At 48.0% G+C, this 24,236-nt stretch carries 20 protein-coding genes; 13 read left to right on the top strand and 7 right to left on the bottom strand.

Translation table 11 applies throughout. The features are described 5' to 3' along the window. The first annotated feature begins 173 nt into the window (after positions 1-173). The 7 genes from ACFVRY_RS17410 to ACFVRY_RS17380 all read left to right on the top strand — a co-directional run bounded on the left by ACFVRY_RS17410 (position 174) and on the right by ACFVRY_RS17380 (position 8,051). Positions 174-815, top strand: coding sequence for a TetR/AcrR family transcriptional regulator (locus tag ACFVRY_RS17410; protein ID WP_387501517.1), 642 nt, complete (start codon positions 174-176; stop codon positions 813-815). Positions 816-1,094: 279 nt separating this feature from the next. Then, entirely contained in the window at positions 1,095-2,027 is a 933-nt protein-coding gene (locus ACFVRY_RS17405) for an ABC transporter permease (protein ID WP_387501515.1), read from the top strand. Between the two features lie 13 nt (positions 2,028-2,040). Then, positions 2,041-2,928 carry a carbohydrate ABC transporter permease gene (locus tag ACFVRY_RS17400; RefSeq protein ID WP_387501513.1) on the top strand — a complete coding sequence of 296 codons (888 nt, stop codon included), beginning with the start codon at positions 2,041-2,043 and terminating at the stop codon, positions 2,926-2,928. 61 nt (positions 2,929-2,989) lie between these two features. Then, the gene (locus ACFVRY_RS17395; RefSeq protein ID WP_387501512.1) at positions 2,990-4,501 is read left to right on the top strand and encodes an ABC transporter substrate-binding protein; all 1,512 of its coding nucleotides are present in this window, start codon (positions 2,990-2,992) and stop codon (positions 4,499-4,501) included. Between the two features lie 30 nt (positions 4,502-4,531). After that, positions 4,532-7,015 (top strand): glycoside hydrolase family 2 TIM barrel-domain containing protein, encoded by a 2,484-nt coding sequence (locus ACFVRY_RS17390; RefSeq protein ID WP_387501510.1) that lies wholly within the window; start codon positions 4,532-4,534, stop codon positions 7,013-7,015. Positions 7,016-7,161: 146 nt separating this feature from the next. Then, the gene (locus ACFVRY_RS17385; RefSeq protein WP_387501509.1) at positions 7,162-7,695 is read left to right on the top strand and encodes a hypothetical protein; all 534 of its coding nucleotides are present in this window, start codon (positions 7,162-7,164) and stop codon (positions 7,693-7,695) included. Between the two features lie 104 nt (positions 7,696-7,799). Beyond that, positions 7,800-8,051: a hypothetical protein gene (locus tag ACFVRY_RS17380; RefSeq protein WP_387501507.1), complete on the top strand. Its 252-nt coding sequence runs from the start codon at positions 7,800-7,802 to the stop codon at positions 8,049-8,051. A 390-nt stretch (positions 8,052-8,441) separates the two neighbouring features. On the opposite strand, the gene ACFVRY_RS17375 is transcribed toward ACFVRY_RS17380, so the two are convergent. Next, positions 8,442-9,023: an LOG family protein gene (locus tag ACFVRY_RS17375; protein ID WP_387501505.1), complete on the bottom strand. Its 582-nt coding sequence runs from the start codon at positions 9,021-9,023 to the stop codon at positions 8,442-8,444. A gap of 225 nt (positions 9,024-9,248) precedes the next feature. On the opposite strand from ACFVRY_RS17375, the gene ACFVRY_RS17370 reads away from it, so the two are divergent. Beyond that, positions 9,249-10,061, top strand: coding sequence for an SDR family NAD(P)-dependent oxidoreductase (locus tag ACFVRY_RS17370; RefSeq protein ID WP_387501503.1), 813 nt, complete (start codon positions 9,249-9,251; stop codon positions 10,059-10,061). Between the two features lie 80 nt (positions 10,062-10,141). On the opposite strand, the gene ACFVRY_RS17365 is transcribed toward ACFVRY_RS17370, so the two are convergent. The 6 genes from ACFVRY_RS17365 to ACFVRY_RS17340 all read right to left on the bottom strand — a co-directional run bounded on the left by ACFVRY_RS17365 (position 10,142) and on the right by ACFVRY_RS17340 (position 14,785). Beyond that, a complete protein-coding gene (locus ACFVRY_RS17365) occupies positions 10,142-10,723 on the bottom strand; it encodes a TetR/AcrR family transcriptional regulator (RefSeq protein WP_387501501.1) in 582 nt (193 codons plus the stop codon). A 168-nt stretch (positions 10,724-10,891) separates the two neighbouring features. Then, a complete protein-coding gene (locus ACFVRY_RS17360) occupies positions 10,892-11,392 on the bottom strand; it encodes a DedA family protein (RefSeq protein WP_387501499.1) in 501 nt (166 codons plus the stop codon). Between the two features lie 7 nt (positions 11,393-11,399). Further along, positions 11,400-11,924 carry a CDP-diacylglycerol--serine O-phosphatidyltransferase gene (pssA, locus tag ACFVRY_RS17355; protein WP_387501498.1) on the bottom strand — a complete coding sequence of 175 codons (525 nt, stop codon included), beginning with the start codon at positions 11,922-11,924 and terminating at the stop codon, positions 11,400-11,402. 48 nt (positions 11,925-11,972) lie between these two features. Further along, on the bottom strand, positions 11,973-13,757 hold the full coding sequence (locus ACFVRY_RS17350; RefSeq protein ID WP_387501496.1) for a sensor histidine kinase: 1,785 nt from the start codon (positions 13,755-13,757) through the stop codon (positions 11,973-11,975). After that, a complete protein-coding gene (locus ACFVRY_RS17345; protein WP_387501495.1) occupies positions 13,754-14,434 on the bottom strand; it encodes a response regulator transcription factor in 681 nt (226 codons plus the stop codon). The genes ACFVRY_RS17350 and ACFVRY_RS17345 overlap by 4 nt, the downstream gene beginning before the upstream one ends. A 111-nt stretch (positions 14,435-14,545) precedes the next feature. After that, complete coding sequence (locus ACFVRY_RS17340) at positions 14,546-14,785, bottom strand: hypothetical protein (protein WP_387501494.1); 240 nt, start codon at positions 14,783-14,785, stop codon at positions 14,546-14,548. 384 nt (positions 14,786-15,169) lie between these two features. Between ACFVRY_RS17340 and ACFVRY_RS17335 the strand changes: the two genes are divergently transcribed. The 5 genes from ACFVRY_RS17335 to ACFVRY_RS17315 all read left to right on the top strand — a co-directional run bounded on the left by ACFVRY_RS17335 (position 15,170) and on the right by ACFVRY_RS17315 (position 24,214). Continuing rightward, positions 15,170-16,081, top strand: coding sequence for an ABC transporter permease (locus ACFVRY_RS17335; protein WP_387501493.1), 912 nt, complete (start codon positions 15,170-15,172; stop codon positions 16,079-16,081). A gap of 31 nt (positions 16,082-16,112) precedes the next feature. After that, on the top strand, positions 16,113-16,994 hold the full coding sequence (locus ACFVRY_RS17330) for a carbohydrate ABC transporter permease (protein WP_387501492.1): 882 nt from the start codon (positions 16,113-16,115) through the stop codon (positions 16,992-16,994). Between the two features lie 89 nt (positions 16,995-17,083). Beyond that, positions 17,084-18,667, top strand: coding sequence for a DUF3502 domain-containing protein (locus ACFVRY_RS17325; RefSeq protein ID WP_387501491.1), 1,584 nt, complete (start codon positions 17,084-17,086; stop codon positions 18,665-18,667). A 130-nt stretch (positions 18,668-18,797) separates the two neighbouring features. Continuing rightward, entirely contained in the window at positions 18,798-21,101 is a 2,304-nt protein-coding gene (locus tag ACFVRY_RS17320) for an AraC family transcriptional regulator (RefSeq protein ID WP_387501490.1), read from the top strand. Between the two features lie 770 nt (positions 21,102-21,871). After that, complete coding sequence (locus ACFVRY_RS17315) at positions 21,872-24,214, top strand: glycoside hydrolase family 95 protein (protein ID WP_387501489.1); 2,343 nt, start codon at positions 21,872-21,874, stop codon at positions 24,212-24,214. Positions 24,215-24,236 lie beyond the last annotated feature (22 nt).

The following is a 24,236-nucleotide window of genomic DNA, read 5'->3' as shown; positions in this document are numbered from 1 at the left end:
GCTACAATCGGTAATAAAGAAGAAATCTGGGGACAACAGCGACCGGAAGTCCAAACATTCCACCGTAGTGACGGCCGAGCTTTGTGTTCGATCTTAAGTTCGTCTTATATGCAAAGGATTTTATTATTGGAAATGCCAATTTCGGCAACTATAAATGAATAAGGGGGAGTTTAATGGAACCCAAATGGAAAGAACAGCTGGAGCTGCATAGAAATCAGCGGCGTGAAGATATTATCCAGCATGCAAAGCAGTTATTCATGGAACGTGGTTTAACCGCGGTTACACTTAAGGATATTGTTGAAGCTTGCGGGATTAGTAAAGTGACCTTATATAAGTATTTCCGCTCTCTGGATGAGATTATTTTCGAGGTGGAAATTGAGATTTTAAGCGCTTGGTTAGAAAAGGTCAATCAGGCGACTCACCAAGGCAATAGTGGCTATGAAAAGCTGCAATTCTTGCTGGAGGAGCAGATCCTGGACTCAAAGGGAAGTAAGGACGCGATTCGATTCATTGCGATGTTCGATACGCTCTATCAGGAAGAATATCCGACTCCAGAACTTGAAAATCGATACCGGTCGTTTCTACGTAGTGTGCCGCATCCTTTTTTAGCTACGCTCCAAGATGGGGTGAATGATGGATCGATCCGCCAGGATATAGATGTCAAGGCACTGGGTTACACCATAAGCAATGTCGTGAATGCGACCAAACAGCGGATGATGCTGCGCGGGAAACTGCTTCACCAGGACCAGGATACAGATCCTGCTATTGTGATGAGACATATGGTGGATATGATCTTGGCTTATGTAAAAGCTTAAGCTAGTACGCGTACGCGCTTAAATCATCGTTTCTGTAAATATAAAGGTGCTACTCCTTTGGGAATAGCGCCTTTTTTTGTCTCGGCGGCTTGGAATCGCACATTGGAGCGGATGTTATCCGTCCCCGGAATTTTAACAATAGATTTACTTCATGTTGATGATACTGTGACAATTTGATTCTATACTAAGGGTGTTTACTAGTGGTAAACACTTATGTACTACCAGTAAATGGTGGAGAGCGCAATGACAACAATTTGATTTTTAGAAAGGGAAGGCCACATGACGAAATCAACTACAGACAAAAGGAAAAGCCAAGCCAGGAAATCCGGCGTGCTGCTTCTAATGATGCTGCCGGGAATCTTTTACCTTGTAATCAACAATTACTTACCCATGTTTGGCGTGGTCATTGCATTCAAGGACTTCAATTATACCAAGGGCATTTTCGGCAGTGATTGGGTTGGATTCAAGAACTTTGAATATCTCTTCAAGACATCGGATGCCTTCGTCATTACAAGAAACACGATTCTGTATAACGGCGTCTTTATTATTCTTAATCTATTTATTGCGGTCGGCTTAGCTGTCTTGCTGAACGAGGTGAAGCAGCGCTTCTTATCCCGTTTTTACCAAAGTGTCATTCTGCTCCCGTATCTGATCTCTATGGTGATCATTGGGTACCTGACCTTTGCGGTATTCAGTATGGACAGCGGGCTCTTGAACAAGAGTATTCTGCCGATGTTCGGAATCTCCGAAATTTCCTGGTACAGCGAGGCGAAATATTGGCCCTACATCTTGACCTTTGTACACAGCTGGAAGAGCGCCGGTTATCTGTGCGTGATCTATCTGGCAGCAATCATCGGGATCGATCAGGAATATTATGAGGCTGCAACTATAGATGGGGCGGGAAAATGGAGACAGATCAAGAGTATTACCTTCCCGCTAATCATGCCGGTGGTCACGGTAATGACGTTACTGCAGATCGGGCGCATCTTCTACTCCGACTTCGGCTTGTTCTATCAAGTTCCGCTCAACACAGGAGCCTTGCAATCGACCACCAACGTTATTGACACCTATGTCTATCGCGCACTGATGACCCTTGGAGATATCGGAATGTCTTCGGCAGCCGGGCTGTATCAGTCCTTAGTTGGTTTTGTGCTCGTCTTCATCTCCAATTATGTGGTGAAAAAATTCAACAGCGATAATGCCTTGTTCTAAAGGAGGGAAAGTATTGAAAACAAGAAATTTGATGTGGCAATGGGGAATCAATATCATTCTGATGCTGACCGCCTGTGTATGTATCCTTCCTTTTGTCCTGTTATTGACATCTTCTATAACCGATGAGCAGGCCATTTATCAACATGGTTATTCCTTCTTCCCGGAGAAGATCAGCTTTGCTGCTTATGAATACTTGTTAAATGATGCTTCGGGCATCCTGCATGCTTACGGGATCACGATTTTCATTACAGTAGTGGGAACGGCTTGCGGCCTGGTCCTGACAGCTCTTCTGGCTTATCCTTTATCACGGCCCAATTTACCGTTTCGTAATCTTTGGTCATTCTTCGTATTCTTCACGATGTTGTTCAACGGCGGTCTGGTGCCGACCTATCTGGTGTATACACAACTACTCGATATGAAAAATACGATCTGGGCACTTATCGTGCCAGGGCTGCTGATGAATGCCTTCTATGTCATGCTGATGCGTACCTTCTTCGTAACGTCGATTCCTGAACCTGTTATTGAATCGGCCAAAATAGATGGTGCAGGTGAGCTAGGTACTTTTATCCGGATTGTGCTGCCGCTTTCCCTGCCGATTCTGGCGACCGTTGGATTATTTCAATCGATTAACTACTGGAATGACTGGTTTAACGGAATGATCTATGTTACGGATAGCAGCCTGTTCAGTCTGCAGAACCTGCTAAACCGGATATTGCTGGATATTCAATTTTTGGCGAGTAGCAATTTTGGTAGTAGTCAAGCGGACGTGTCTTCCAATGCGCCAATGGAAACCGTACGGATGGCGATGGCGGTGATCGGTGTCATTCCGATTGTGGTAGCTTATCCATTCTTTCAAAGGTTCTTTGTTAAAGGACTTACAGTAGGTGCAGTGAAAGGCTAAGGCTATGTCCAGTATGACACTGGTTAGCATAAATAAGGAACTCACTAGGGAGGCTTCAGAGATGGACAGAAGAGGGAAAAAAGCAGTGTACAGTATTTTGACGTTGGCGATTTCGGCAACAATGGTGCTGTCAGGATGCAGCACAAAGAAAGCCGGCGGGGAAAGTGCATCAACAGACGGGAAGAATGAAGCTCCTTACGAAGTGACCATGGCTTTCTACGGCAATGAGCAGAAGGATATGCAGGAAGTACAGGGTGAAATGAACAAGCTCATCCAGTCCAAAATCAATGCCACCGTCAAATTGCTGCCGATCGCAGTGAGTAACTGGGCTCAGCAAACGAACCTGATGCTTGCCAGCAATGAAAAGATAGATCTGATGTTCACGTCTTCCTTATTCAATTACAGTACGCAAGTGGCTAAAGGACAATTGACACCACTTGATGACCTGCTGGACAAAGACGGAGAGGGGATCAAAAAAGCGTTGGATCCTTCCCAGCTCTCGGCTTCCAAAGTTGACGGCAAGATCTACGGTGTTACGCCAGTAAGAGATCTTGCTTCTGACTACGGTATCTTAATGCGTAAGGATCTTCTGGACAAATATCATATCGACGCAGCCAATATCAAAAACATTAATGATCTGGACGCGGTCTTTCAGGTGATTAAAGATAAAGAACCGACGATAGTACCACTGGTGGCCAAGAATCCTGGAACGGCTCCGTTCGACGCGGGATATATCACGTACGACCCTCTCGGAGGAGGGGTAGGGGTTCTGCCCGACTTTGATAACAACATGAAGGTCGTTGATTTCTATGAAACGCCGAAATACGCAGAACAACTGAGCACATTGCGCAGGTGGTACCAGCAAGGATTTATGCTGAAAGACGCGGGGACAAGCAAGCAGGATGGTAGAGAAATGGTGAAAGCGGGCAAGGCCTTCGCTTACTTTTCCAACCTTAAGCCGGGATCCGAAATTGAAGCCTCCCGTAAGAGCGGCAAAGAAATGACGGTAGTTCGCCTTACACCGGCTTATGCTACGACGGACTCCATCACAGGTATTATGTGGTCGATTCCGGTAAATTCGCAGAATCCCGAAAAAGCGATGATGCTTCTGAACCTGCTGTACTCTGATAAAGAGTTGTACAATCTGTTCACTTGGGGTATTGAAGGCAAGCATTATGTGAAGAAGTCCGACAATGTAATTGATTATCCGCAAGGCGTAGATATTCAGAGCCTGGGCTATAACTTCGGTACGCCATATCTGTTCGGTAACCAATTCTTGTCCTACACCTGGACAACAGAAGATCCGGATATCTGGAACAAGATGGACAAGTTCAATAGGGGTGCCAAGAAATCCAAGGCGCTGGGCTTCAGCTTCAATGTAGACAATGTAAAAACTGAAATGGCGGCAGTCAATAACGTACTCTCAGAGTTTAGAGTAGGACTGGAAACAGGTACGCTTGACCCGGCAGAAAATTTGCCGAAATTTATTGAAAAGCTAAAAGCAGCAGGCAGCGACAAGATTATTAGCGAGAAGCAAAAACAGCTTGATGAATGGGCGAAGACTCAGAAATAAAGGGTACAGTGCAGAAGGAGTCAAAAGCGTATGCGGACCAGGGAGAATTTTGATACAAACTGGATGTTTCACTTTGGTGAGGTAGGAAAGATTGCGAAGACGGTTAAGAAAGCAGGGATGATAGCTGGCTTGACCAATGCGCTTGAGGAAGAGCGCCATGAGCCTTTCGCTATGGGTGAAGCCGCACGCATCACCCAGGACGTCATTCGGAAATTAATGGGAGACCCCAATTTTGAAATTTCGCAAATTTACGGTTCGGATACACCAGGAGACAAGCATACAGGCTGGGTTAGTGTAGACCTGCCGCATGATTGGAGATTGGAGCAACCCTATAGCCAGGAGGAACATGGGGCAGCGTTTCAGGGATATCTGCCTGGTGGTGTGGGCTATTACCGCAAAGTGTTCCAAATTCCGCAGGAAGATGAGGGTCAGAAAATCGTCATCGAGTTTGACGGTGTCATGCGGGCCAGCTCGGTGTGGGTAAATGGGTGCTTCGTTGGCGATCATCTCAGCGGGTATACCAGCTTCCATTATGACATTACTGATCTGTTGAAATACGGAGAAGCTGAGGGGGATAATGTCATCCTGGTTCGGACGGATACCACCGGCGGAGATGAAGGCTGGTGGTACGAAGGTGGTGGTATCTATCGTCATGTGTGGTTAACCAAATACGATTATCTCCATGTCGACGCCTGGGGAACCTTTGTCAGAACCGACTGGGTAGAGAATGATACGGCTGCGATTACAGTGGAAATGACGATAAGTAACGAGTATCCACAGACGATGGATTACCGCATTCGTACAAGTATTTTGGATAGGAACGGCAAGCTGTCTTCTACAACAGAGACGGATTGTACAACGGGTGGACTCGACAAATTAACAACGTTGCAATCCCTTCAAGTCCCGCATCCGCAGCTCTGGTCACTGAGCACACCACATTTATATGAGGTTATAACCGAACTGCTGCATGAGGGCAGCATCGTCGATACGTACCGGACGGTTACAGGCATACGCACGGTGGAATACCGCCGGGACGGGTTATACCTGAACGGCGAGTACGTGCTTCTAAAGGGTACTTGCAATCATCAGGATTTTGCGGGCGTGGGCATCGCGCTGCCGGATCGTGTACATGAATACAAAATCAAGCGGCTTCTGGAAATGGGCTGCAATGCTTATCGCTGTGCCCATCATCCCCCGGCGCCGGAACTGCTAGAAGCCTGTGACAGACTCGGAATGCTGGTCATGAACGAGAACCGTGTGATGGAAAGTACGGAGATCAAGCTCGAGGAATTGAAATCGATGTTGTACCGTGATCGCAATCATCCCAGCATTTTTATGTGGAGTCTCGGCAATGAGGAGAAGATCAGCGGGAGCTATCAAGCCAAGCGAATGCTTAAGCGTATGCGCGAGCTGGCTACAAAAATCGATCCTACCCGTCCGCTTACGGTGGCCTGCTTAAGTCAGGAGGGAATTGAGATTGATGTGAACGGTGTTAACTATGCTGAGTCTATAAAAGGAAGCCAATCGATCGGAGAGTGGTTCCATGACCATCCGCAGGCCAAGGTGCTGAATACGGAGAATGTCTCCTTCTTCTCTACAAGAGGGGTCTATGAGGATGATCCAGAGGGTGGGCGCTGCTCCAGCTACGGCTCTAAATATACGATGTCAGGTAAGGAGATGGATGTAGGCAACCTGGGCGGCGCGGGCGGAACGTCCACACCTGAGCGAAGCTGGCGTTATTTTCTGGATAACCGGTTTTCAGGAGGTTTGTTCGTGTGGACAGGCTTTGATTATCGCGGAGAGACGACACCATTCCAGTGGCCGTCTGTGACATCGCAGTTCGGTGTCCTTGATTACTGCGGCTTTGCCAAGGATTCTTATTATTTCTATCAATCGATCTGGAAGGATGAGCCCATAGTTCATCTAATGCCGCATTGGAATTGGCCGGAACGGGTGGGGCAGCCGGTGGAAGTCCGCGTGTATACCAATTGTAGTGAGGTAGAACTGGTACTGAACGGACAAAGCTTAGGTATTAAGAAAGCGGAAGTGGAAACAGGAGAACATACATTATCGTGGCAGGTCGTTTATGAACCGGGTGTGCTCGAAGCTGTTGCTTATCGGGACGGTATTGAAGTAGCGAGAGAGCGGAAGGAAACAACCACCGAAGCGTATGCTATTCATCTAGAGGCTGATGGGACAGAGCTAATTGCTGATGGTCAAGATGTATCCATAATTACTGTAACAGTAAGAGATACAACGGGAAAAGTAGTGCCTGTTGCCAATAACCTGATTCAGTTTCAGGTTTCAGGACAAGGCAAGCTGCTGGGGCTAGGTAATGGTGACCCCGGGTGTCATGAGTCAGATAAAGGGACTGCCAGAAGCGTATTCAACGGCTATGCCCTAGCCATCGTACAGTCGTTGAATCAGGCAGGGAGTATCCAAATTGAAGCGTCGTCGGCAGGCTTGGTATCGGACGTATTGACCTTAACCTCAAAGGATTCATCTGCTATCTAATAGTAATTGAAGAACACCCCTTAGAATAGACATTGGAATAAACCCCTGGTTTATCTGATAGAGTTCCAGGGGGTGTTTTTGCTTCGTTGATACTGATTGGTAAAATTTTGATATTTATGAGAATATAGAACAGGGAGGGGGAGCTTATGAGCAAATTCCTGAATGTAATTATGGTAATACTCATGCTGATGTTCATCTCTGCGTGTTCACAAGCAAGTTCCAATTCTGCTTTAGAAACAGGAGAAATGAGGACACAGAAAGATTTTATCGCGAGTAAAGTGGAATTCTACACCCAAGATCACTTTAGATTTGTGGAAAAATTCACAATTGATGGTGCAAAAGATCAGTATATACTTCATTTTTCTTTTGTGCCGGAAGTGGGTTCTGCCCCAATCAAAGAGGATATTTATCGTTCAATAGTGGATTATGCCTGGAATGTGACCAACTTCTTCCCGGAAATTAAACGTTATGAATTTCAGGTATTATGGGATGAGAATGTCAAGAAAGAGGCCGTAGAGGCCATTATGGATGAGGAGGTTGTAGAGAGCCTGGCCGTTCGTTATCTTGATTTGAAGAATACTCAATTAAGTGGCGGTGATATTTCTTACCGGTCGTTCTTCTCTAGCCTCACTGAATCGGATGAAGCAAAGCGTTGGGCGGAGAAAGAGACTGGAGCTTAGAATGCACCAATTCGCTGGTAGTTCATAGTTAAGGGATTACCCCAAAACTAGGTATATTTCTTGATAAGAAGCCTATCTGCTAAAAAATAAAGCGAAAATAGAAGATGGCGATGCTCGGAAGGATTCCTAAGCCTGCCATGTTCTATTTGTGGTCGATGACCACCTTCTTCGGCAAGGGAAAGGCAAGCGAAAGCCAGAGCCAGAGTGAAACCCAAAGCCAGAGTGAAACGCTGACCCAAACCCAAACCCAAACCCAAATCCAAACCCAAACCCAAACCCAAACCCAAACCCAAACCCAAACCCAAACCCAAACCCAAACCCAAACCACTCGGCCTTCAGGCGTGCAGATCCGCTAAAGTGAAAATGGGTGTTGCGGGTTATGCAGCGCTTAAATAACGGGAAATACTCCCGTTAATTTTTCGAAAATAGCGTGTTCCAAAAAAATAACGGGAAAAACTCCCGTTATTCTCTAAGATACCCTTCGATTTTCTGATAAAGGGGAAAAATAACTGGAGAAATTCCCTTTAATCCGAGCAAAACGCTTGAAAGGGGAGAATTAACGGTACATTTTCCTGTTAAATCAGATCTAAGCCCAGATCCCAGATCCCAGTTCCCAAGTTAGGATGTGAGGATCTGCATGGATTCTGACCAATCCACCATTCTGCGCTACAAGCGCACGGAGATTCAAGCCCCTTTTGGGACAACTTCTTCGTAAATAACGTTCACTTGGGAAGCGTGACTGTCGATTAAGTCCGGTCTTCGGTGAGATAGGTTTTGACTGCCGGCGGATTGTATGCTGCGAACTGATCCAGAATTCCATTGGCTGTAGTATCGACGAGCACCATGGACCGATATTTTTCCTGCATGAATTTCTCGGCAGCGATATGATCAAACATGGTGATTAAAGCGTCATAGTAATGTTCGATGTTTAGCAGACCTAGTGGCTTATTGTGAAGTCCAAGCTGGCCCCATGTAAAAATCTCGAAGTATTCTTCCAGTGTGCCTGGTCCTCCCGGCAAAGCGATGAAGCCATCGGCGAGTTCTGCCATCTTGGCTTTGCGTTCATGCATTGAATCGACAACAATCAGCTCTGTCAGGTGGTTGTGGGCAATTTCCCGGGTCTGCAGAAAATGTGGCAGGACGCCGACCACCTTCCCGCCTTTTTCTAATACGGCATCGGCTACGGCTCCCATCAAGCCAACACTGGCTCCGCCATAGATCAGGGTGATGTTACGCTCTGCAAGTTCATGACCTAGTTTCTGTGCGCCTTCTTTATAGAAAGGGGATGCACCTTCACTCGATCCGCAAAAAACAGCTACACTCTTCATCGTATCCTCTCTCCTTCGGAATGCTTTTTATAGGTATCCTACCATACGTATGTTCGGGTGTGAAGTGACCTGAGTCATCGGCATGAACGCTACACTTCGGGGCCGGACGAATTACGTTTGACTTTAATGATGTCCCTATCTATAATTAAAAATATGAACGGTCTGTCTTTTATTTAATGATTCATAATTGTCCTAATATTATAAACATCATAAGGAGAGATTAGAATGAGCAGAGTATGGTTTATTACAGGAACGTCTACAGGATTTGGACGGAAATTCGTGGAGCAATTGCTGCACACTGGAGATAAAATTGTTGCTACAGCACGGAACATTGATTCAATCGCCGATTTGAAGGATAAATCGCCGGAGAATGTTCATATCGCTGCACTCGATGTCACGAAGAAGGAAGAGATTGAAGCAGCGGTGCAAGAGGCAGTGGACGTATTCGGCCGGATTGATATTGTCGTTAATAACGCTGGCTATGGGCTATTTGGAATGCTGGAGGAATATACGGATGAGCAGATCAGAGATCAGTTCGATGTGAACGTGTTCGGTATGCTGGATGTTATCCGGGCAACCCTTCCGGTCTTCAAGAAACAGAAGTCAGGGCATTATGTGAATTTGTCATCGGTCTTCGGGGTGTGGGCTGTTCCAACTTACAGTATATACGCAGCATCCAAGTTTGCAGTGGAAGGCTTCTCCAAAGCAATGGCAGCTGAGCTGGCCATGTTCGGGATTAAGACTACGATTGTGGAACCGGGCGTCTTCTTAACTGAATTTATGGGATCTTCTCAAAAACAAAGCAAATCTACCGACGAATATGCACCGGTGTATGAAGCCTTCAACAAGAGCTATGAGGCCTTGAAAATAGGCGATCAGGGTAAAGCGGTAGAATCCATTATTGCTATGATCAATAGTGAGAATCCTCCCCTGCATTTCCCGGTAGGTGCTATGGCATCGTATAGTATCCGGGATGAGCTGGGCAAAAGAATCGAAGAAGTTGTGGCGTGGGAAAAGGTATCGTTGATCGCGGAGTAATCTCCACCACGTTCCCGCTACCCATAGAAAGAGACCTTACGATTGAAGCCGTAAGGTCTCTTTCTATTGACAATATCGGTTTATTTCAACTCTTCATTGATATAACGAGATAGTTGATCTTTGAGCAGTTGGAACGGGGAGAACGGGAGAAGCTTGTTCATGAGCAGGCCTCCCTCGATCAGAGAGAGTATGACTACGGCTGTATTACGGGGATTGGCATCCGATCGGAATTCCCTTTGGGCGATTCCTGTATTTATGATGTCTTCCAGCAATACGAGCATTCTGTCCATCGCTTCTTGTGCATGTTGGAACAGGAGAGGGGAAACAGCTTCGGCTTCCACAGCGGCATTGGCAATAGGGCAGCCCCCTGGAAAATCGAGGTCGAGATAAGTCTCGACGAAGGCGTTCAGCTTATCGGCTGCTGTTGATGCTGAGGCGATGGCTGGCTCTATCCGTTCAGTAATCAGTGTGCAGTTGTATTTGAACGACTCGATCATCAGGTCTTCTTTGTCTCTGAAATGATTATATAAGCCTCCCTTTTGCAGTCCGGTCGCATCCGTAACCTCGGCTAGGGAGGTGGACAAGTAACCGCGCTGGTTAAGCAGCAGGGAGGTTTTCTCGATCACATATTGTTTCGTTTTCTCACCTTTACGAATCTTCAACACCGCCTTTCAAGCTTATGCTTCTTCTTTATTCTAAATTCAAAGGAAGCAGACGTCAATAAAAGACTGATTGTTCGTTTTTATGGTGAATCATTCTGCGAATTAGTGTATAGCAGAGGAAAGTATGAACAATTTTCGTATTCCGGCAAGGCCAGCAGGGAGTGCTGTTTACAGTCCGGCAAAGGATATGTTGGACCCCATGTAATAACCGATAGAGGTGAATATCAGAACCCACACCAGTGACCCCAGGCTAGCGGTGAGGAAATATTTCCGAAAGGGCATGGCACTAATTCCGGAGATGTAGCTAGTAGCATGTCTCAAGCCTGGAACGAAGTACCCGAGCAGGATCGTCCAGAGACCAAACCTTGCGAACCAGCGCTTCACAATCTCAAATCGTTTAGTGGTGAGGCCGATCCACTTCCCATGCTTGTCAACCAGTGGCTGCCCCAGTTTTTTGCCCAGAGTATAACTAGTGACCATACCTGTGACCGCCCCGACGAAGCAGACCAGCACGGAGATCGAGAAATCAAGGACCATTACAGAACACAGATAGCCTACGAACAGCATTAGAATTTCATCGGGAACCGGAATGCCTATAATTCCAAGCGCAAGCAGCGCAAAAATCGCGAAATATCCATATTGAGTGATCATATCCATAATCCATGCCATGCTGCAGTCACTTCCTGGCGTAAGTTTTTTTAAAGGATGGAAACGGAATTCTGCTTATCATCAGAACAGACAGCAGGCCCATCACAAGCAGGGTCATTTCAGGCTTCACGCGGTCACCAAGTAATGTTGTAAGAGACAGTATTACTCCGGCAGCGGTAATAGGCAGACCGACGAACCCTCTGACGGGAGCACTTATATTAAATCTTGCCAACCGGAGCGCTCCGCATACCAGGAATAGAACCGCCGCAAGCGGTCCGAGCCACAGGGAATCCTCCAGCTTGTACATTAAGATCAGAAATACCGGGGCAATCCCGAAGGAGACGATATCTGCGAGCGAGTCCAACTGTTTGCCAAAATCACTGGGACAATGCAGTAGCCGAGCCAACAATCCATCTAGCACATCACATACGGCCGCTACCATCACCAGTGCAAATGCAACCATATATTCTTCGCGAATGGTAAAAAATAACGATAAGGCCCCTGCCCCCAAGTTGATTACAGTGAAAGCTGAGGGTAACCAAATCCATTTCATGTTTATTCTCACGCCTTTCGTGTAAAAAAAGATGATATTGAAAAATGATTAATGATCAAAGGTAATGACGATGCGTACGCCCATCCCCGTGTTCTCCGCTACATACTGGCAGCCGTGCAGATCCAGAATCCGCTTGACAATGGCAAGCCCAAGTCCAGTTCCTCCAGTCTGACGGCTGCGTGAAGGCTCTGCCCGGAAGAACCGCTCCCAGATCTGTTCTAACTGATGCTCCGGAATTTGCTCGCCAGTATTTTCAATGGAGAAAATAGAGGACTCTTCTAAGCCCTTAATACTTATAGTAATCGTACTACCTTCCACCGCATGCCGGATCGCATTGGTAACGAGGTTAGAGACTACCTGTTCCATCCATCTTAAATCGCCATAGAGCGGGAGTTCGTTGGACGGGATGATCACAGCTTCAAGATTTTTTTGCTTCAATAAATAGACTAGTTTGCCCATCACATCTTCCACCAGCTCGCTGAGCATATAGGTTGTTTTACGGAGCTTGAGGGTGTCGGACTGCAAGGTCGCCAGATTCAGCATATCCTGCACGAGCATTTCCATCTTCTCCGATTCCTCGATAATGACGCCGATATAGTGATCCTGCTTGCCGGCGCTCACGCCGTCCTGCAATCCTTCCGCGAAGCCCTTGATGATGCTGATGGGGGTCTTCAGCTCATGCGATGCATTGGCAAAAAACTCCTGCTGGGCGATCTCCATTTTTTGCTTTTCTTTCATATCACTCACCAGTTGCTGATTAGCCTCCTGAAGCTCCCCAAGCGCACTGTCCAGTTTGCGTGAGAGGGTGTGCATGCTGTGCGAAAGATTACCGAGCTCGTCATTTTGCCGGATAGGCTCGTGATCACTGAAGTCGAGATTGCCCATTCGCTTCGCTGCATTGTTAATCGAAATGAGCGGACGGGTCACGATTTTAGAGAAGAAGAGAGAGAGAAACAGGATCAGAATGAACCCGCCGATGCCGAGATAGACATAGAACCACTGCAGGGCCTGATTCGTCTCACTGACCTCCTGGAGCGAAGTCACGGTGAACAACAGGTCAATGTCGCCGTTCTTCATCTTCACAGGGTAGAGCAGAATGGAACTGCGGACGCCGGTCCAGGGTTCTGTCCAATCTGCTTGCTGAACCTCCAGTTTTTTTAGCTTCTCCAGCAGGGTTGGAGTTAGAGGGAACCATTCCTCCATAGCAGACAGCATAAGAACCTGGCGGGGGTTCCATGTCTTCAGATCAGGAAGCACAATTTCTGTAACTGTGCCCGTAATGGTCTCTGCTTCCCCAATCTCGTCTTCCCCGGCCACCACTTTTGTAGGAGGTTCTCCAACGACAGGTCTACCTTGCTTCTGAATGTTTATCGGATAAAGCACATGGATCTGCGATTCTTCAACGACATCGTTCTCACCGAAGATGGTTAGCTCATCGCCCTGCTGAATCTGGGCATTCTTCAGCTCGGTGCCATACATATTCATAAAAAGAGACAGGTTGATCGTAACGAGCTGCCCATTTTCTTTTTTCAACGTGATATGAAAGGGGTCGCCTAGCTTCACTTTGCCTTCCAGGGTCAGTATGGCCAGCTGGCTTTTGTTCTGAATGATGAACTTGGCCGTGTCCTTGGAGATTTGACTCATGCTCCGGTTCTCTTGGGAAGCGTAGTTTGCGGCGTATGCCTTCAAATGATTTTCTACCCGGGAGATTTTCTGGTTCTCGTAGAAGCCTTCGAAGAACAGCATTTGGCTGAGGATCACCATGCCGTAAAAGCACAGGAAAAAAACAACAGTCATGATGAACAGCTTATAGGTGACACCACGCTTCTTCATTCTTCCTCCTCGAACTTATAGCCGGTACCGATTACAGTACGAATATGCCGTGATTCCGTTCCGAGCTTGCTCCGCAGTTTTTTGATATGGGTATCCACCACCCGGGAATCACCTTCAAAATCCAATCCCCATATCCGGTCAAGTACGGTATCGCGCGAGATGACAATCCCTTTGTTTTTGATTAAGTACAGAAGCAGCTCATACTCCTTAGGGGCCAGCTCCACTTCCACATGGTTCACTTCCAGCCGGCGGGCCATCGTGTTCAGCACCGCGCTGCCAAACGTGATTAGTGCTGGTTGAGCTTTGGGAAGACCCTCGACTCTTTTCATCAGAACATTCGCCCGGGCGACGAGCACCTTGGGACTAAACGGCTTGGTGACATAATCGTCGGCGCCCAGCTCAAAGCCTAGTATTTTGTCATCCTCGCCGGATTTGGCCGTCAGTAAAATAATAGGCACCTCTGAGCGGCTGCGAACCTGGCGGCATACTTCCCAGCCATCGATTTTCGGCATCATGATATCTAGAATCAGGAGATCCGGTTGCAGGTCATCGAAGCGGAGCAAGGCTTCTTGACCGTTGCCCGCTTCGTGGACTTCCCAATCACTTTGTATGAAATAGTCGGCAATGACTTCACGAATACGGATTTCATCCTCAACGAGAAGCACTTTTTTATTCATGTAATCCCTCTTTTAATTCAGCTTGGAAAAAAGTATAACCTGCGGGTATGTCTTTCATGTGTCCATGAGGACAATGTGATCGTTTTTGGGGGAGAAGCGGGGGAGTCATTTTTAAACATCATCAAATGAAGTGAAAAACACATCTTCGAGGATCGCCTTCGCGTTCTTGAGACCACGGGGGCTGAGCTGTTCTAGCATTCTGGCGATATCGTCCATGTCCCCGGCTCCAGGTGAAGCCAGCTCTTGTTCATTAACATCTGGCGTTCCCTCCACCAGGGAGAACGGCGAATTGACAGGTTCATCTTCTTCGGGAGCAAAATGGGTCCATGAAGCATTCACAGCATCCTTCATACATTGAATGAGAAATTGCAGTTCCTCCTGCGAATATCGCTGTAAAAAAAGATGGCACCCTTGTCCATTTGCCGATGAAGTGCGGCATGCAAGTGATACAGCTCCTGCCCAAGGGGTGTGGTGGAGTAGAGAATCTCCTTATTAAGTAGGGTTTGTCATCAGTATAACAATAATAAGGGCACCTATAAAGTTTCGGGGAAACAATACTGCTGTCACATATATAACATGATTTTGAGATCAAAACGCAATAAAATCATAGAAATCGGTGCCTTCTTATCGTAGAAATGATAACAAAATCACAGTAATCGAAAGTATAAAATGAGTTATAGCTGTGATAGTATTCCATTTGTAAGCGGATTCATGAAATGTAGAGGGGGTTCCATTTTGCTCAAAGAACTGAATAAGCACAAGGTCTTGTATCTGATGACCTTGCCTGCGATGCTACTGCTGCTGGTCTTCAGTTATTTTCCGATGGCTGGCATCATTATCGCTTTTAAAGATTTCAATTTAAGTACGGGGATATTTCGCAGCTCCTGGGCGCACCCGATCTATGAGAATTTTCAATACTTCTTCACTTCATCCAATTGGGTTCGGGTGACCCGGAATACCATCCTGCTGAATTTATTGTTCATCGCGTTAGGCACCTTCCTTAATGTGGCGCTGGCGATCCTCTTTAATGAGATCCGGTCGGTCTGGTTCAAGCGGGTTTCTCAATCACTAACGCTGCTTCCATACTTCATCTCCTGGATTGTGGTGGGCGTGTTCGCTTACAACATCCTGAGCTATGAGCACGGAATGTTAAGCGAGCTGCTGGTGAGATGGGGCTTTGATAAGATTGACTGGTATTCGCGTCCAATGGCTTGGCCATTTATAATCGCCATAATTTTTGTGTGGAAAAGCATCGGCTATAACAGCATCATCTACCTGGCCACTCTGATGGGAATTGACAACACACTGTATGAATCGGCCCGGATTGACGGGGCTACCAAGTTCAGGCAGATCATTCATATTACCATTCCGATGCTGCGGCCAACCATTATCGTGCTGACTTTGCTCGGCATCGGCCACATTATGAACTCTGATTTCGGAATGTTCTACTCCCTTGTCGGCGATAACTCCCAAATCTATTCTACAGTGGATGTCATCGACACCTTTGTCTTCCGCAGCTTGAAGGGGGCCGGGGATATGGGAATGGCCGCAGCGGCGAATTTCTATCAGTCGGTGCTGGCCTTCGTGCTTGTGTACATCAGCAATCGGCTAGCCCGCAAGTATGAAAGCGACGCAGCGCTCTTTTAAAAAAAATGAGGTGCATAATGGAGGTACTTGCATGAAAATCAGCACATCCTTTTCCTGGGGCCAAGCGTTTCTAAATCTGATCGTCACGCTGATCGCCTTGTTCTGTGTCATCCCGTTTATCATCATTCTATCCAGCTCTATGACCCGGGAAATGGACATTCTCACGAGCGGGTATAATCTATTCCCGAAAAATGTGGACTTCGCAGCTTACCAGTATTTGTTCCAGCGGATGAGCGTCATTCTGAATGGCTACAAGGTCACGAGTCTGGTCACGGTGATTGGTACCATTGCCAGTCTGGCAATTACGGCCATGATTGCTTACCCGCTGTCGTTACGCAGGCTGAAATACCGTAATTATATCTCCGCCTACGTACTGCTCACAATGCTCTTCAGCGGCGGGATGGTGCCATGGTATATCATCTGCGTCAAATATCTTCATCTGCACAACAATATGGCTGCACTTATTCTGCCTTCGATGGTTAACGGGTTCAATGTGTTCCTGATGCGCAGCTACTTCTCCTCGATCCCGGAGGAAATGCATGAATCCGCCAAAATCGACGGTTCCGGTGAGTTCCGGACGTTGATATCCATCATTTTGCCGCTGTCTACACCGGTGTTTGCCTCAGTTGGCTTGTTTATAGCTCTGGGCTACTGGAATGATTGGTGGCTGGGGCTGATGCTGATTGACAAGATAGAGCTGCAGCCGCTGCAGCTGCTTCTGCGGACCATTATCTCGAATGTGGATTATCTGGCCAATTCCAGCGTGCTGGCCACGACTGCTGACCAGATGATGCCGCGCGAAAGCATCAAGATGGCCGCCACGATGATTACGATTGGTCCGATTATTTTTCTGTATCCGTTCCTTCAGAAGTATTTCGTCAAGGGATTGATGCTGGGGGCAATTAAAGGGTAAGACGTTACGAGTTTGGCAGGTTGATGAAGGCTTGAACGGCAATGGTGCCGCTGAGCATATTCACAAAATTGTTAATAGGGGGAACGGCAATGGTCAAAGGGAAGAGATCGGCTGCGCTGGCATTAACGGTGCTGCTGGCAGGAGGGCTGCTCGCGGGCTGCGGCGGCGGAGACAAAGAGAATGCAAGCACCACCCCAAGTAGTACAGAAGGTACTAAAACAAGCGAAGGACAAAAGGCAGAGCTGAAGCCGGTTACGCTGCGCTTTTATTTCCCGGGAGATAAGCCGCAGGCGACTGATGAGGTGTGGTCGTATGTGTCAGAGCTGACTAAGGACACCTTGAATGCCAAGTTCGAGATCAATTTTGTCAACTGGAATGACTATAAGGATAAAATGAAGTTGTTGCAGGCTTCGGGTGATAATTATGATCTTAATTTTGATGCGAACTGGAATGATTTCTCCAACGCCATGAATCGCGGCTCTTACCTGGATCTGACCGATCTGCTGCCACAATATGCTCCCCAGCTGACCGAAACGTACAAAGAACAGAATCTGCTGGACCCGATCAAGGTCAAGGGACGGGTGTACGGAGCGCCTTGGACACTGAAGAAAAGTATTAAGCCTATCGTCTGGTACCGGGGTGATCTGGCGAAAAAAGGCGGTTACATGAAAGACAAAGTAGAAACGGTGGAAGAACTGGATGAGTACCTCCATGCTGCTAAAAAGGCTTCGCCGCAAATTCTCCCTATCTCCTGGCGGCCGGATAACTGGTATAGCGATGTTGCCCAGGTGTTTCTGCAAAAGTATGAATACGAGAACCTGAACTCCATGGGCCTGGTCGTCAAGATTGATGATCCCGAGCATAAGGTCATTCCGTGGGAGCAAACTGAAGCCTTCAAGGAACTCGTATTCTATGCTAAGAAGTGGAACGAGGATGGCTTGATTCCGCGCAACCTGCTGGCGACCAAAGGAACGGAAGGTGACTTCTCGGCTGGAACGCTGAGCGCTGCTATCAATCAGATTGACGGAGGAATTCTGGAGAACCCTAATATTTTCAAGCCGTCCGTGGAAGCGGAAGGCGCTGTGAAGACCTGGTCGGAATTCTATCCGGACAAGAAATGGGTTATCGCTTCACCGCTGGATAATATTGTAGCGATCAACAAGAATGCAGCTAACCCGGAGCGGGTGCTCATGTTCCTGGAGGAGCTGTCGACCAACCAGAAGGTGTATGATGCTGTGATTTATGGCATTTTGGATAAGACCTACAAGCTGGATGGAGATAACGTGAAGTACATGGATGGGCAAGGCAATGGCCAGCCAACCAACTATCTTGATTGGCCGGGACAGTGGGGCTTCTGGCGCAAGGAATTCCAGAAGTATGATGAGCAGCATACGCCGAAATACTATGAGACTTATGATGCCTTCATTAATCGTCCAAACCAGATTACGTCGACGGTCAAATACTTTGTCCCTGACCAGACGCCGATCAAGACGGAGGCAGCCAAGCGGGAGCAGCTGCGCAGTGAGCTGGGCAATCTGCTGATGTGCGGAATCAACATCAAGGACGTGGACAAAGATGTAGCTAATTTTATCGCGAAGGAGAAGGATGCCGGAACCGACAAGATCGTGGCCGAGGTCCAAAAACAGCTGGATGAATTTCTCGCAGCGAACTAGGCTGGATTAACGAATATATGGCGTCAAACTGATCATCGCGAGTGGCGATATAACATTGCCATTCGCGATCCTTTTCGTCTATACTGGAATCCAATAAATGAAAGCGCTTAAAGAGAGAGGGAGGCTGTCGGTGACAAAGCTCAGGAGAGATTCTCTGTTTGTCCGGATGCTGTTATCCTTCATGGCATTGACGATGGTTCTTGTCGTGACGATGACCCTTGTTTTTTCCAACCTCTACTCCAAGACGCTCTTTAATCAGCTATCACGGGAACAAATCAAGGGACTCGAGACTTTAAGCGGAAATATCGACAATCTCTTCCGGGAGATGGATCAGATCTTTCTGAATTTGGAGATCAACGACAACATCAATTATTTCCTGGCGTTAAGCAGCAGTGATGCCTTGACCAGTAACCAGGCTCGCATCCAGATCCGTAATATCCGCCAAATCAATCCCTACATCCACTCCATTTTTGTTTACAACTCAGCGATCAAAGAATTCATTTGCGAGGGCGAGCTTGGCTTTGATGCCGCAGGCTTTTTGAGACAGGGGTCAACTTACCGCAAAAGTGTGGGCAACAAGCGGACCATCTACTTAACCCGGCTGGTTCCGACGGGCAACAAGCAAGACTTTTTGACCAATAAGAAGGATTACACCATCAGTATCGAATATACGAACCTTAGCATTAGTGGCGAGCAGCAGACGGTAATCATTAATATAGACGAGAATTTGTTTATTCATGATTACCTGGCGAACTCAGACAACGAACTGCTTATTGCGGACGCTCAGGGAACGCTGCTCGCACATACGAACCCGGAGAGAATTGGCGGGGATATCAAGGACACTTCCGCTTTTGCCACCGTATTGCAACAATCTGCGCCTAAGGGCAACCTCTCCGATAAGGAGGGAACCTCCCGATCGCTTGTCGCTTTTGTGCAAAACCAAACCACCGGCTGGTATATTCTGAGCAAGGCACCCTATTCCACGCTGGTCAAGCCGATTCAGGATAAACGCAATGGCTTTCTGGCTGTCTGTTTAAGTGTGCTCCTGATGTGTCTCGCTGCTATATTTTTGATTTCTAAGAGGCTCTATATCCCGGTAGAGAAGTTGACGGAATTGTTTAAACGCTCCCCGTTCCATGTGGAGGGCGGACAAACCGGCGATATCTCCTTTATTCAATCGGTTTATACAGAAACGCTGCTGCATATGCGTTCATTGGAAAACGAGAATCGGAGCAATCAGCGGATTGTGAAGGAGAGTTATTTGCGCAGCCTGCTGACCGATGGGGGAACTGATGAACGAGAAGAGTCCCATGCAGGCGATTACAGACTTGGGGTTTGTCTGGACCGGTTCCGTCTATGTCTGTTCAGGATCGATGCCTATTCACAGTTAGATGGGAAGGAAGCAGCCCTGTTCGAGTCGCTGCTGTTCGAGAGTATCGGTCAACGGCTTCAAAATGATTACGCTTATGAGGCTGTAAGGATGCCCAAAGGAGAGATCGCTGTTCTAATCAATGAGAGTGAGGAGGGAACGGAAGGCTTAGAGGATCTGCTAGATGTGTTGGAGAGTATCCAGAGGTTCATTGCGTCGCATGGGATCACGGTCAGTGTCGGGCTCAGCGATGTGCGGCAGGACAGGGATTGTGCGTTGGCCTACGCCCAGGGCCTAGAGATGCTTCAGCAGCGGTTTGTGCTAGGTTTTGGCCGAATCATCCATCTGGCAGAGGTTGAAGAGACACTTACACGCAGTTATGGACTTCCGGCCGAGATGGAGAAGAAGCTGATTTCTTGTATTTCTATGAACGACAGAGCTGGATTCCAGGAGAGTTTGGGTGGTGCAGCCTATGTGCTAAAAGGGTTCGTGTACTCTGATGCCATTAAGGCGCTGTTTCATCTCTTTCTGGTCTGCATCACCCAAATGAACCAGACCATTAATGACGAGAACAAACGTCTCGGTGTGCTGTATGGGGAACTGAATCTGATCTTTACCGAGATGGAGACGCTGGAGCAGGCCATGGAATGGCTGCTTAGACAATTCGACCATTACAGCAGCAGCTTGGACAGTATCAAGCAGTTGAAGGAGAACAAGTTCTACCGCAAGGTCGAAGAGATTATGCAGTACATCCAGCAGAATTATAACGACAATAACTTGAGTGTTGAGGTTCTGGCCGAGCGGGCCGGCTATACGCCTAATTATTTATCTAAGATTTTCAAAGAAGTCACAGGAATCAATTCCAGCGAATACATCCGCAAGGTGCGAATAGACAAGGCCAAGGAATTGCTGCGCAGTGATGAGTACCGGGTGAGCGACGTGGCCGAACTGTGTGGATACACCAACAGCAGCCACTTTTATTCCGCTTTCAAGAAGCAAGTGGGCCTGACGCCTTCGGCATACCGAGAGCTGTCGCTGCAGGACAATTCACCTGCTACTGGTTAGGGAGGACAGGAAGGTATTTTCTTTTGTATAAGAGGCTCAACATTATAATCTTTGCCTGCCAAAAGAACCTGGTCAAACCTACGTCATGAACACCATCCATTCCGTAGGTTGAAGCCTCAATTATAGGAGCGAACGGAACCGTATACCCTTGGTTCACCAGGATTTCACCCCTCCAGGTGACAATTGCGTCGAAAGGCTTAACTTCATTCTATAGGCATTCGAATAACAGGAAAAACGCCAGTTATTTTTATTGAAACTCCTTCTTTTCTAAGAATAACTGGAAAATATCCTGTTAATTACATCACCACTAGGTCATTACGGGATAAAAGAGGTTTTTAACAGGAGTAATTCCCTTTATTTATAACAAATAAGATGAAAGGAGACATTTAACGGTATGTTTTCCCGCTATCAAGGTCTCTCTTAAGCTTCGAACGTGGGCTCGGGTGATGATTCCAGTGAAGTGTAGACTTGCATTCGCCGTTGTTATCTTACTTCTTCTATTTTAAGCCTCTTCTATTCGCTGAACTTAAGAATGATAGCCCACGGATGTGCTACACAAGTTACACCTTAGTATACCAAGGATTTCGCCCTTCCAGGACGTTGGATTTCTAAGTTCACACTATATAGAAGCGGTTCATAAAGAAGAAATCAGGGGACAACAGCGACAGGAAGTCCAAACATTCACCGTAGTAACAACCGAGTCTTACATTCGAATCCTAAGTTCGTATTATATATAGAAAATATAGAAATTTGAGAGGAGAATGATTCACATGAGTTCAGCTTCACAGGTGAAAGGAATTGACGATCTGAGGTTATGGTTTACCTCCCCGAGCGACCGATGGGAGAATGCCATACCTGTAGGTAATGGCCGGCTTGGTGCGATGATCTATGGTGATCCGCTGGAAGAAAGAATCGCGCTGAATGAAGACAGCCTGTGGTACGGGGGGCCGCGGAATCGCAATAATCCGGATGCCAAGGCAAATCTGGCGGAGGTGCAGCAACTGCTGCTGCGGGGTGAGGTAGGAAAGGCACAGGAACTGGCTGTGCTAACCCTGTCGGGTATCCCTGAAAGTCAGCGCCATTATGTTCCACTTGGAGAACTGGCGCTAGTGTTTGAACATGGGGGAGCAATTGCGAACTATTCACGTCAATTGAATCTGGCTGATGGAATAGCCAGTGTCCGTTATGAAGTGAACGATGTAAGTTATGAGCGGGAGATCTTCGTCAGCTATCCCGATCAGGTGATGGTTATGCGCATCACGGCCAATGTGCCGGGAGCCGTGAGCTTCAAAGCCCGGCTGAAGCGGGGTAGCAACAATCGCTACTATGACGAGCTTGTCCAAGCCGATAATCATACGCTGGTTATGCGGGGGAATGAGGGGGGCGCAGGTGGGGTGGATTTTCGCACCGTACTGCGTGTGAAAGCCAAAGGTGGCGGCAAGGCGGCCATTATTGGAGAGCACGTCGTAGTGGAGCAGGCTGATACTGTGACTCTGTACCTGACAGCGGCAACCTCCTATCGCTATTCCCAGCCGGAGCTGCAAGCTTTGAAGGCTATGGATCAGGCGTGGGACTTGGAATATGCCGCGCTGAAGGAGCGGCATATCCTCGACATGGAGGCTGTGATGGGACGCGTATCGATCCGGCTTGGCGCAGCGGTCGAAGAGGGCCAATTGCAAGGGGATAACCTGCCAACGGATGTCCGTCTGGATCGTATCCGTAGCGGTGAAGAGGACCTCAGCCTGATCGCGCTCTATTATCAATTCGGGCGCTACCTTCTGGCGGCTTCTAGCAGACCTGGCTCCTTGCCGACCACGTTGCAAGGAATCTGGAATGAGCAGTTTCTGCCTCCTTGGGACAGCAAATATACGATTAATATCAACACCCAGATGAATTATTGGATTGCAGAATCAGGCAATCTGGCGGATTGCCATGAACCCTTGTTCGAGATGATTGAGCGTATGCGGGAGCCGGGCAGGATAACGGCCCGGGATATGTATGGTTGCAAAGGCTTCGTAGCTCATCACAATACGGATTTGTGGGGCGATACGGCACCGCAGGATCACTATATTCCCGCTACCTACTGGACAATGGGTGCAGCCTGGCTATGCCTGCATTTGTGGGAGCATTACCAATTCGGCAAGGATACTGCTTTTCTGGAACGCGTATATCCCATACTTAAAGAGGCGACGGAGTTCTTCGAAGACTATTTGACGGAGCTGCCGGACGGACGTATGGTCACCGTGCCGTCAGTCTCCCCGGAGAATACTTATCTGCTGCCCGATGGCACTGCGGGAATCCTCTGCGCGGGTCCATCGATGGACAGCCAGATTCTGCATGAGCTGTTCAGCGCCTGCATCGAGGCAGCGGATATTCTGGAGGTGGATGCTGCTTTTGCTGAGCGGCTGCATACACTGCGCGAACGACTGCCGCAGCCGGAGATCGGCAGGCACGGACAGCTACAGGAGTGGCTGGAGGACTACGAAGAGGCTGAGCCGGGCCATCGGCATATTTCGCATCTGTTCGCGCTGCATCCCGGGACACGTTTCTCCGCCAGGGAAACCCCGGAGTGGATGAAGGCGGCGCGGGTGACGCTGGAGCGACGGCTGGCGCACGGAGGAGGCCATACTGGCTGGAGCCGGGCCTGGATTATTAATCTCTGGGCTAGACTTGCGGATGGAGAGAAAGCGTGGGAGAATGTCCAGGCGCTGCTGGCTCACTCCACGCTGCCAAACCTCCTTGACAATCATCCACCTTTCCAAATTGATGGGAATTTTGGCGGCGCTGCCGGGATTTCCGAAATGCTCCTGCAAAGCCATGCCGGAGAACTGCATCTATTTCCGGCGCTTCCGAAAGCATGGGCCGAGGGTGAGGTACGGGGACTGCGGGCCAGGGGCGGCTATACCGTGGATATGATCTGGAGTCGGGGATTGTTGGACCAGGCTGTTATTCATGCCTACAATGACGGAGAATGTACGCTGCGTGTGCCTGGTGATGGCGATGTGGAAATCACCTGCAATGGACAGCCGGCAGTCGTTACGCGGGACGAAAATGGCTCCGTGAGCTGGACAACAATGGCGGGCTCAAGCTACGTAGTTCTTCCAAGGCATTAGCATTGTAGAACATCAATGCCTT

Source organism: Paenibacillus sp. NPDC057934 (assembly GCF_042887565.1).
Classification (GTDB): domain Bacteria; phylum Bacillota; class Bacilli; order Paenibacillales; family Paenibacillaceae; genus Paenibacillus_AQ.
Note: the sequence above shows the minus strand (reverse complement) of the source record. Positions and strands in the feature narration are given on the sequence as shown.

Bases quoted from the DNA above. Each gene is read 5' to 3' on its own strand.
- ACFVRY_RS17360 (WP_387501499.1), bottom strand. From the start codon at position 11,392: ATGGCATGGATTATGGATATGATCACTCAATATGGATATTTCGCGATT.
- ACFVRY_RS17405 (WP_387501515.1), top strand. From the start codon at position 1,095: ATGACGAAATCAACTACAGACAAAAGGAAAAGCCAAGCCAGGAAATCC.
- ACFVRY_RS17325 (WP_387501491.1), top strand. From the start codon at position 17,084: ATGGTCAAAGGGAAGAGATCGGCTGCGCTGGCATTAACGGTGCTGCTG.
- ACFVRY_RS17390 (WP_387501510.1), top strand. From the start codon at position 4,532: ATGCGGACCAGGGAGAATTTTGATACAAACTGGATGTTTCACTTTGGT.
- pssA (WP_387501498.1), bottom strand. From the start codon at position 11,924: ATGAAATGGATTTGGTTACCCTCAGCTTTCACTGTAATCAACTTGGGG.
- ACFVRY_RS17375 (WP_387501505.1), bottom strand. From the start codon at position 9,023: ATGAAGAGTGTAGCTGTTTTTTGCGGATCGAGTGAAGGTGCATCCCCT.
- ACFVRY_RS17345 (WP_387501495.1), bottom strand. From the start codon at position 14,434: ATGAATAAAAAAGTGCTTCTCGTTGAGGATGAAATCCGTATTCGTGAA.
- ACFVRY_RS17350 (WP_387501496.1), bottom strand. From the start codon at position 13,757: ATGAAGAAGCGTGGTGTCACCTATAAGCTGTTCATCATGACTGTTGTT.
- ACFVRY_RS17380 (WP_387501507.1), top strand. From the start codon at position 7,800: ATGGCGATGCTCGGAAGGATTCCTAAGCCTGCCATGTTCTATTTGTGG.
- ACFVRY_RS17410 (WP_387501517.1), top strand. From the start codon at position 174: ATGGAACCCAAATGGAAAGAACAGCTGGAGCTGCATAGAAATCAGCGG.
- ACFVRY_RS17340 (WP_387501494.1), bottom strand. From the start codon at position 14,785: ATGAAGGATGCTGTGAATGCTTCATGGACCCATTTTGCTCCCGAAGAA.
- ACFVRY_RS17330 (WP_387501492.1), top strand. From the start codon at position 16,113: ATGAAAATCAGCACATCCTTTTCCTGGGGCCAAGCGTTTCTAAATCTG.
- ACFVRY_RS17370 (WP_387501503.1), top strand. From the start codon at position 9,249: ATGAGCAGAGTATGGTTTATTACAGGAACGTCTACAGGATTTGGACGG.
- ACFVRY_RS17315 (WP_387501489.1), top strand. From the start codon at position 21,872: ATGAGTTCAGCTTCACAGGTGAAAGGAATTGACGATCTGAGGTTATGG.
- ACFVRY_RS17395 (WP_387501512.1), top strand. From the start codon at position 2,990: ATGGACAGAAGAGGGAAAAAAGCAGTGTACAGTATTTTGACGTTGGCG.
- ACFVRY_RS17385 (WP_387501509.1), top strand. From the start codon at position 7,162: ATGAGCAAATTCCTGAATGTAATTATGGTAATACTCATGCTGATGTTC.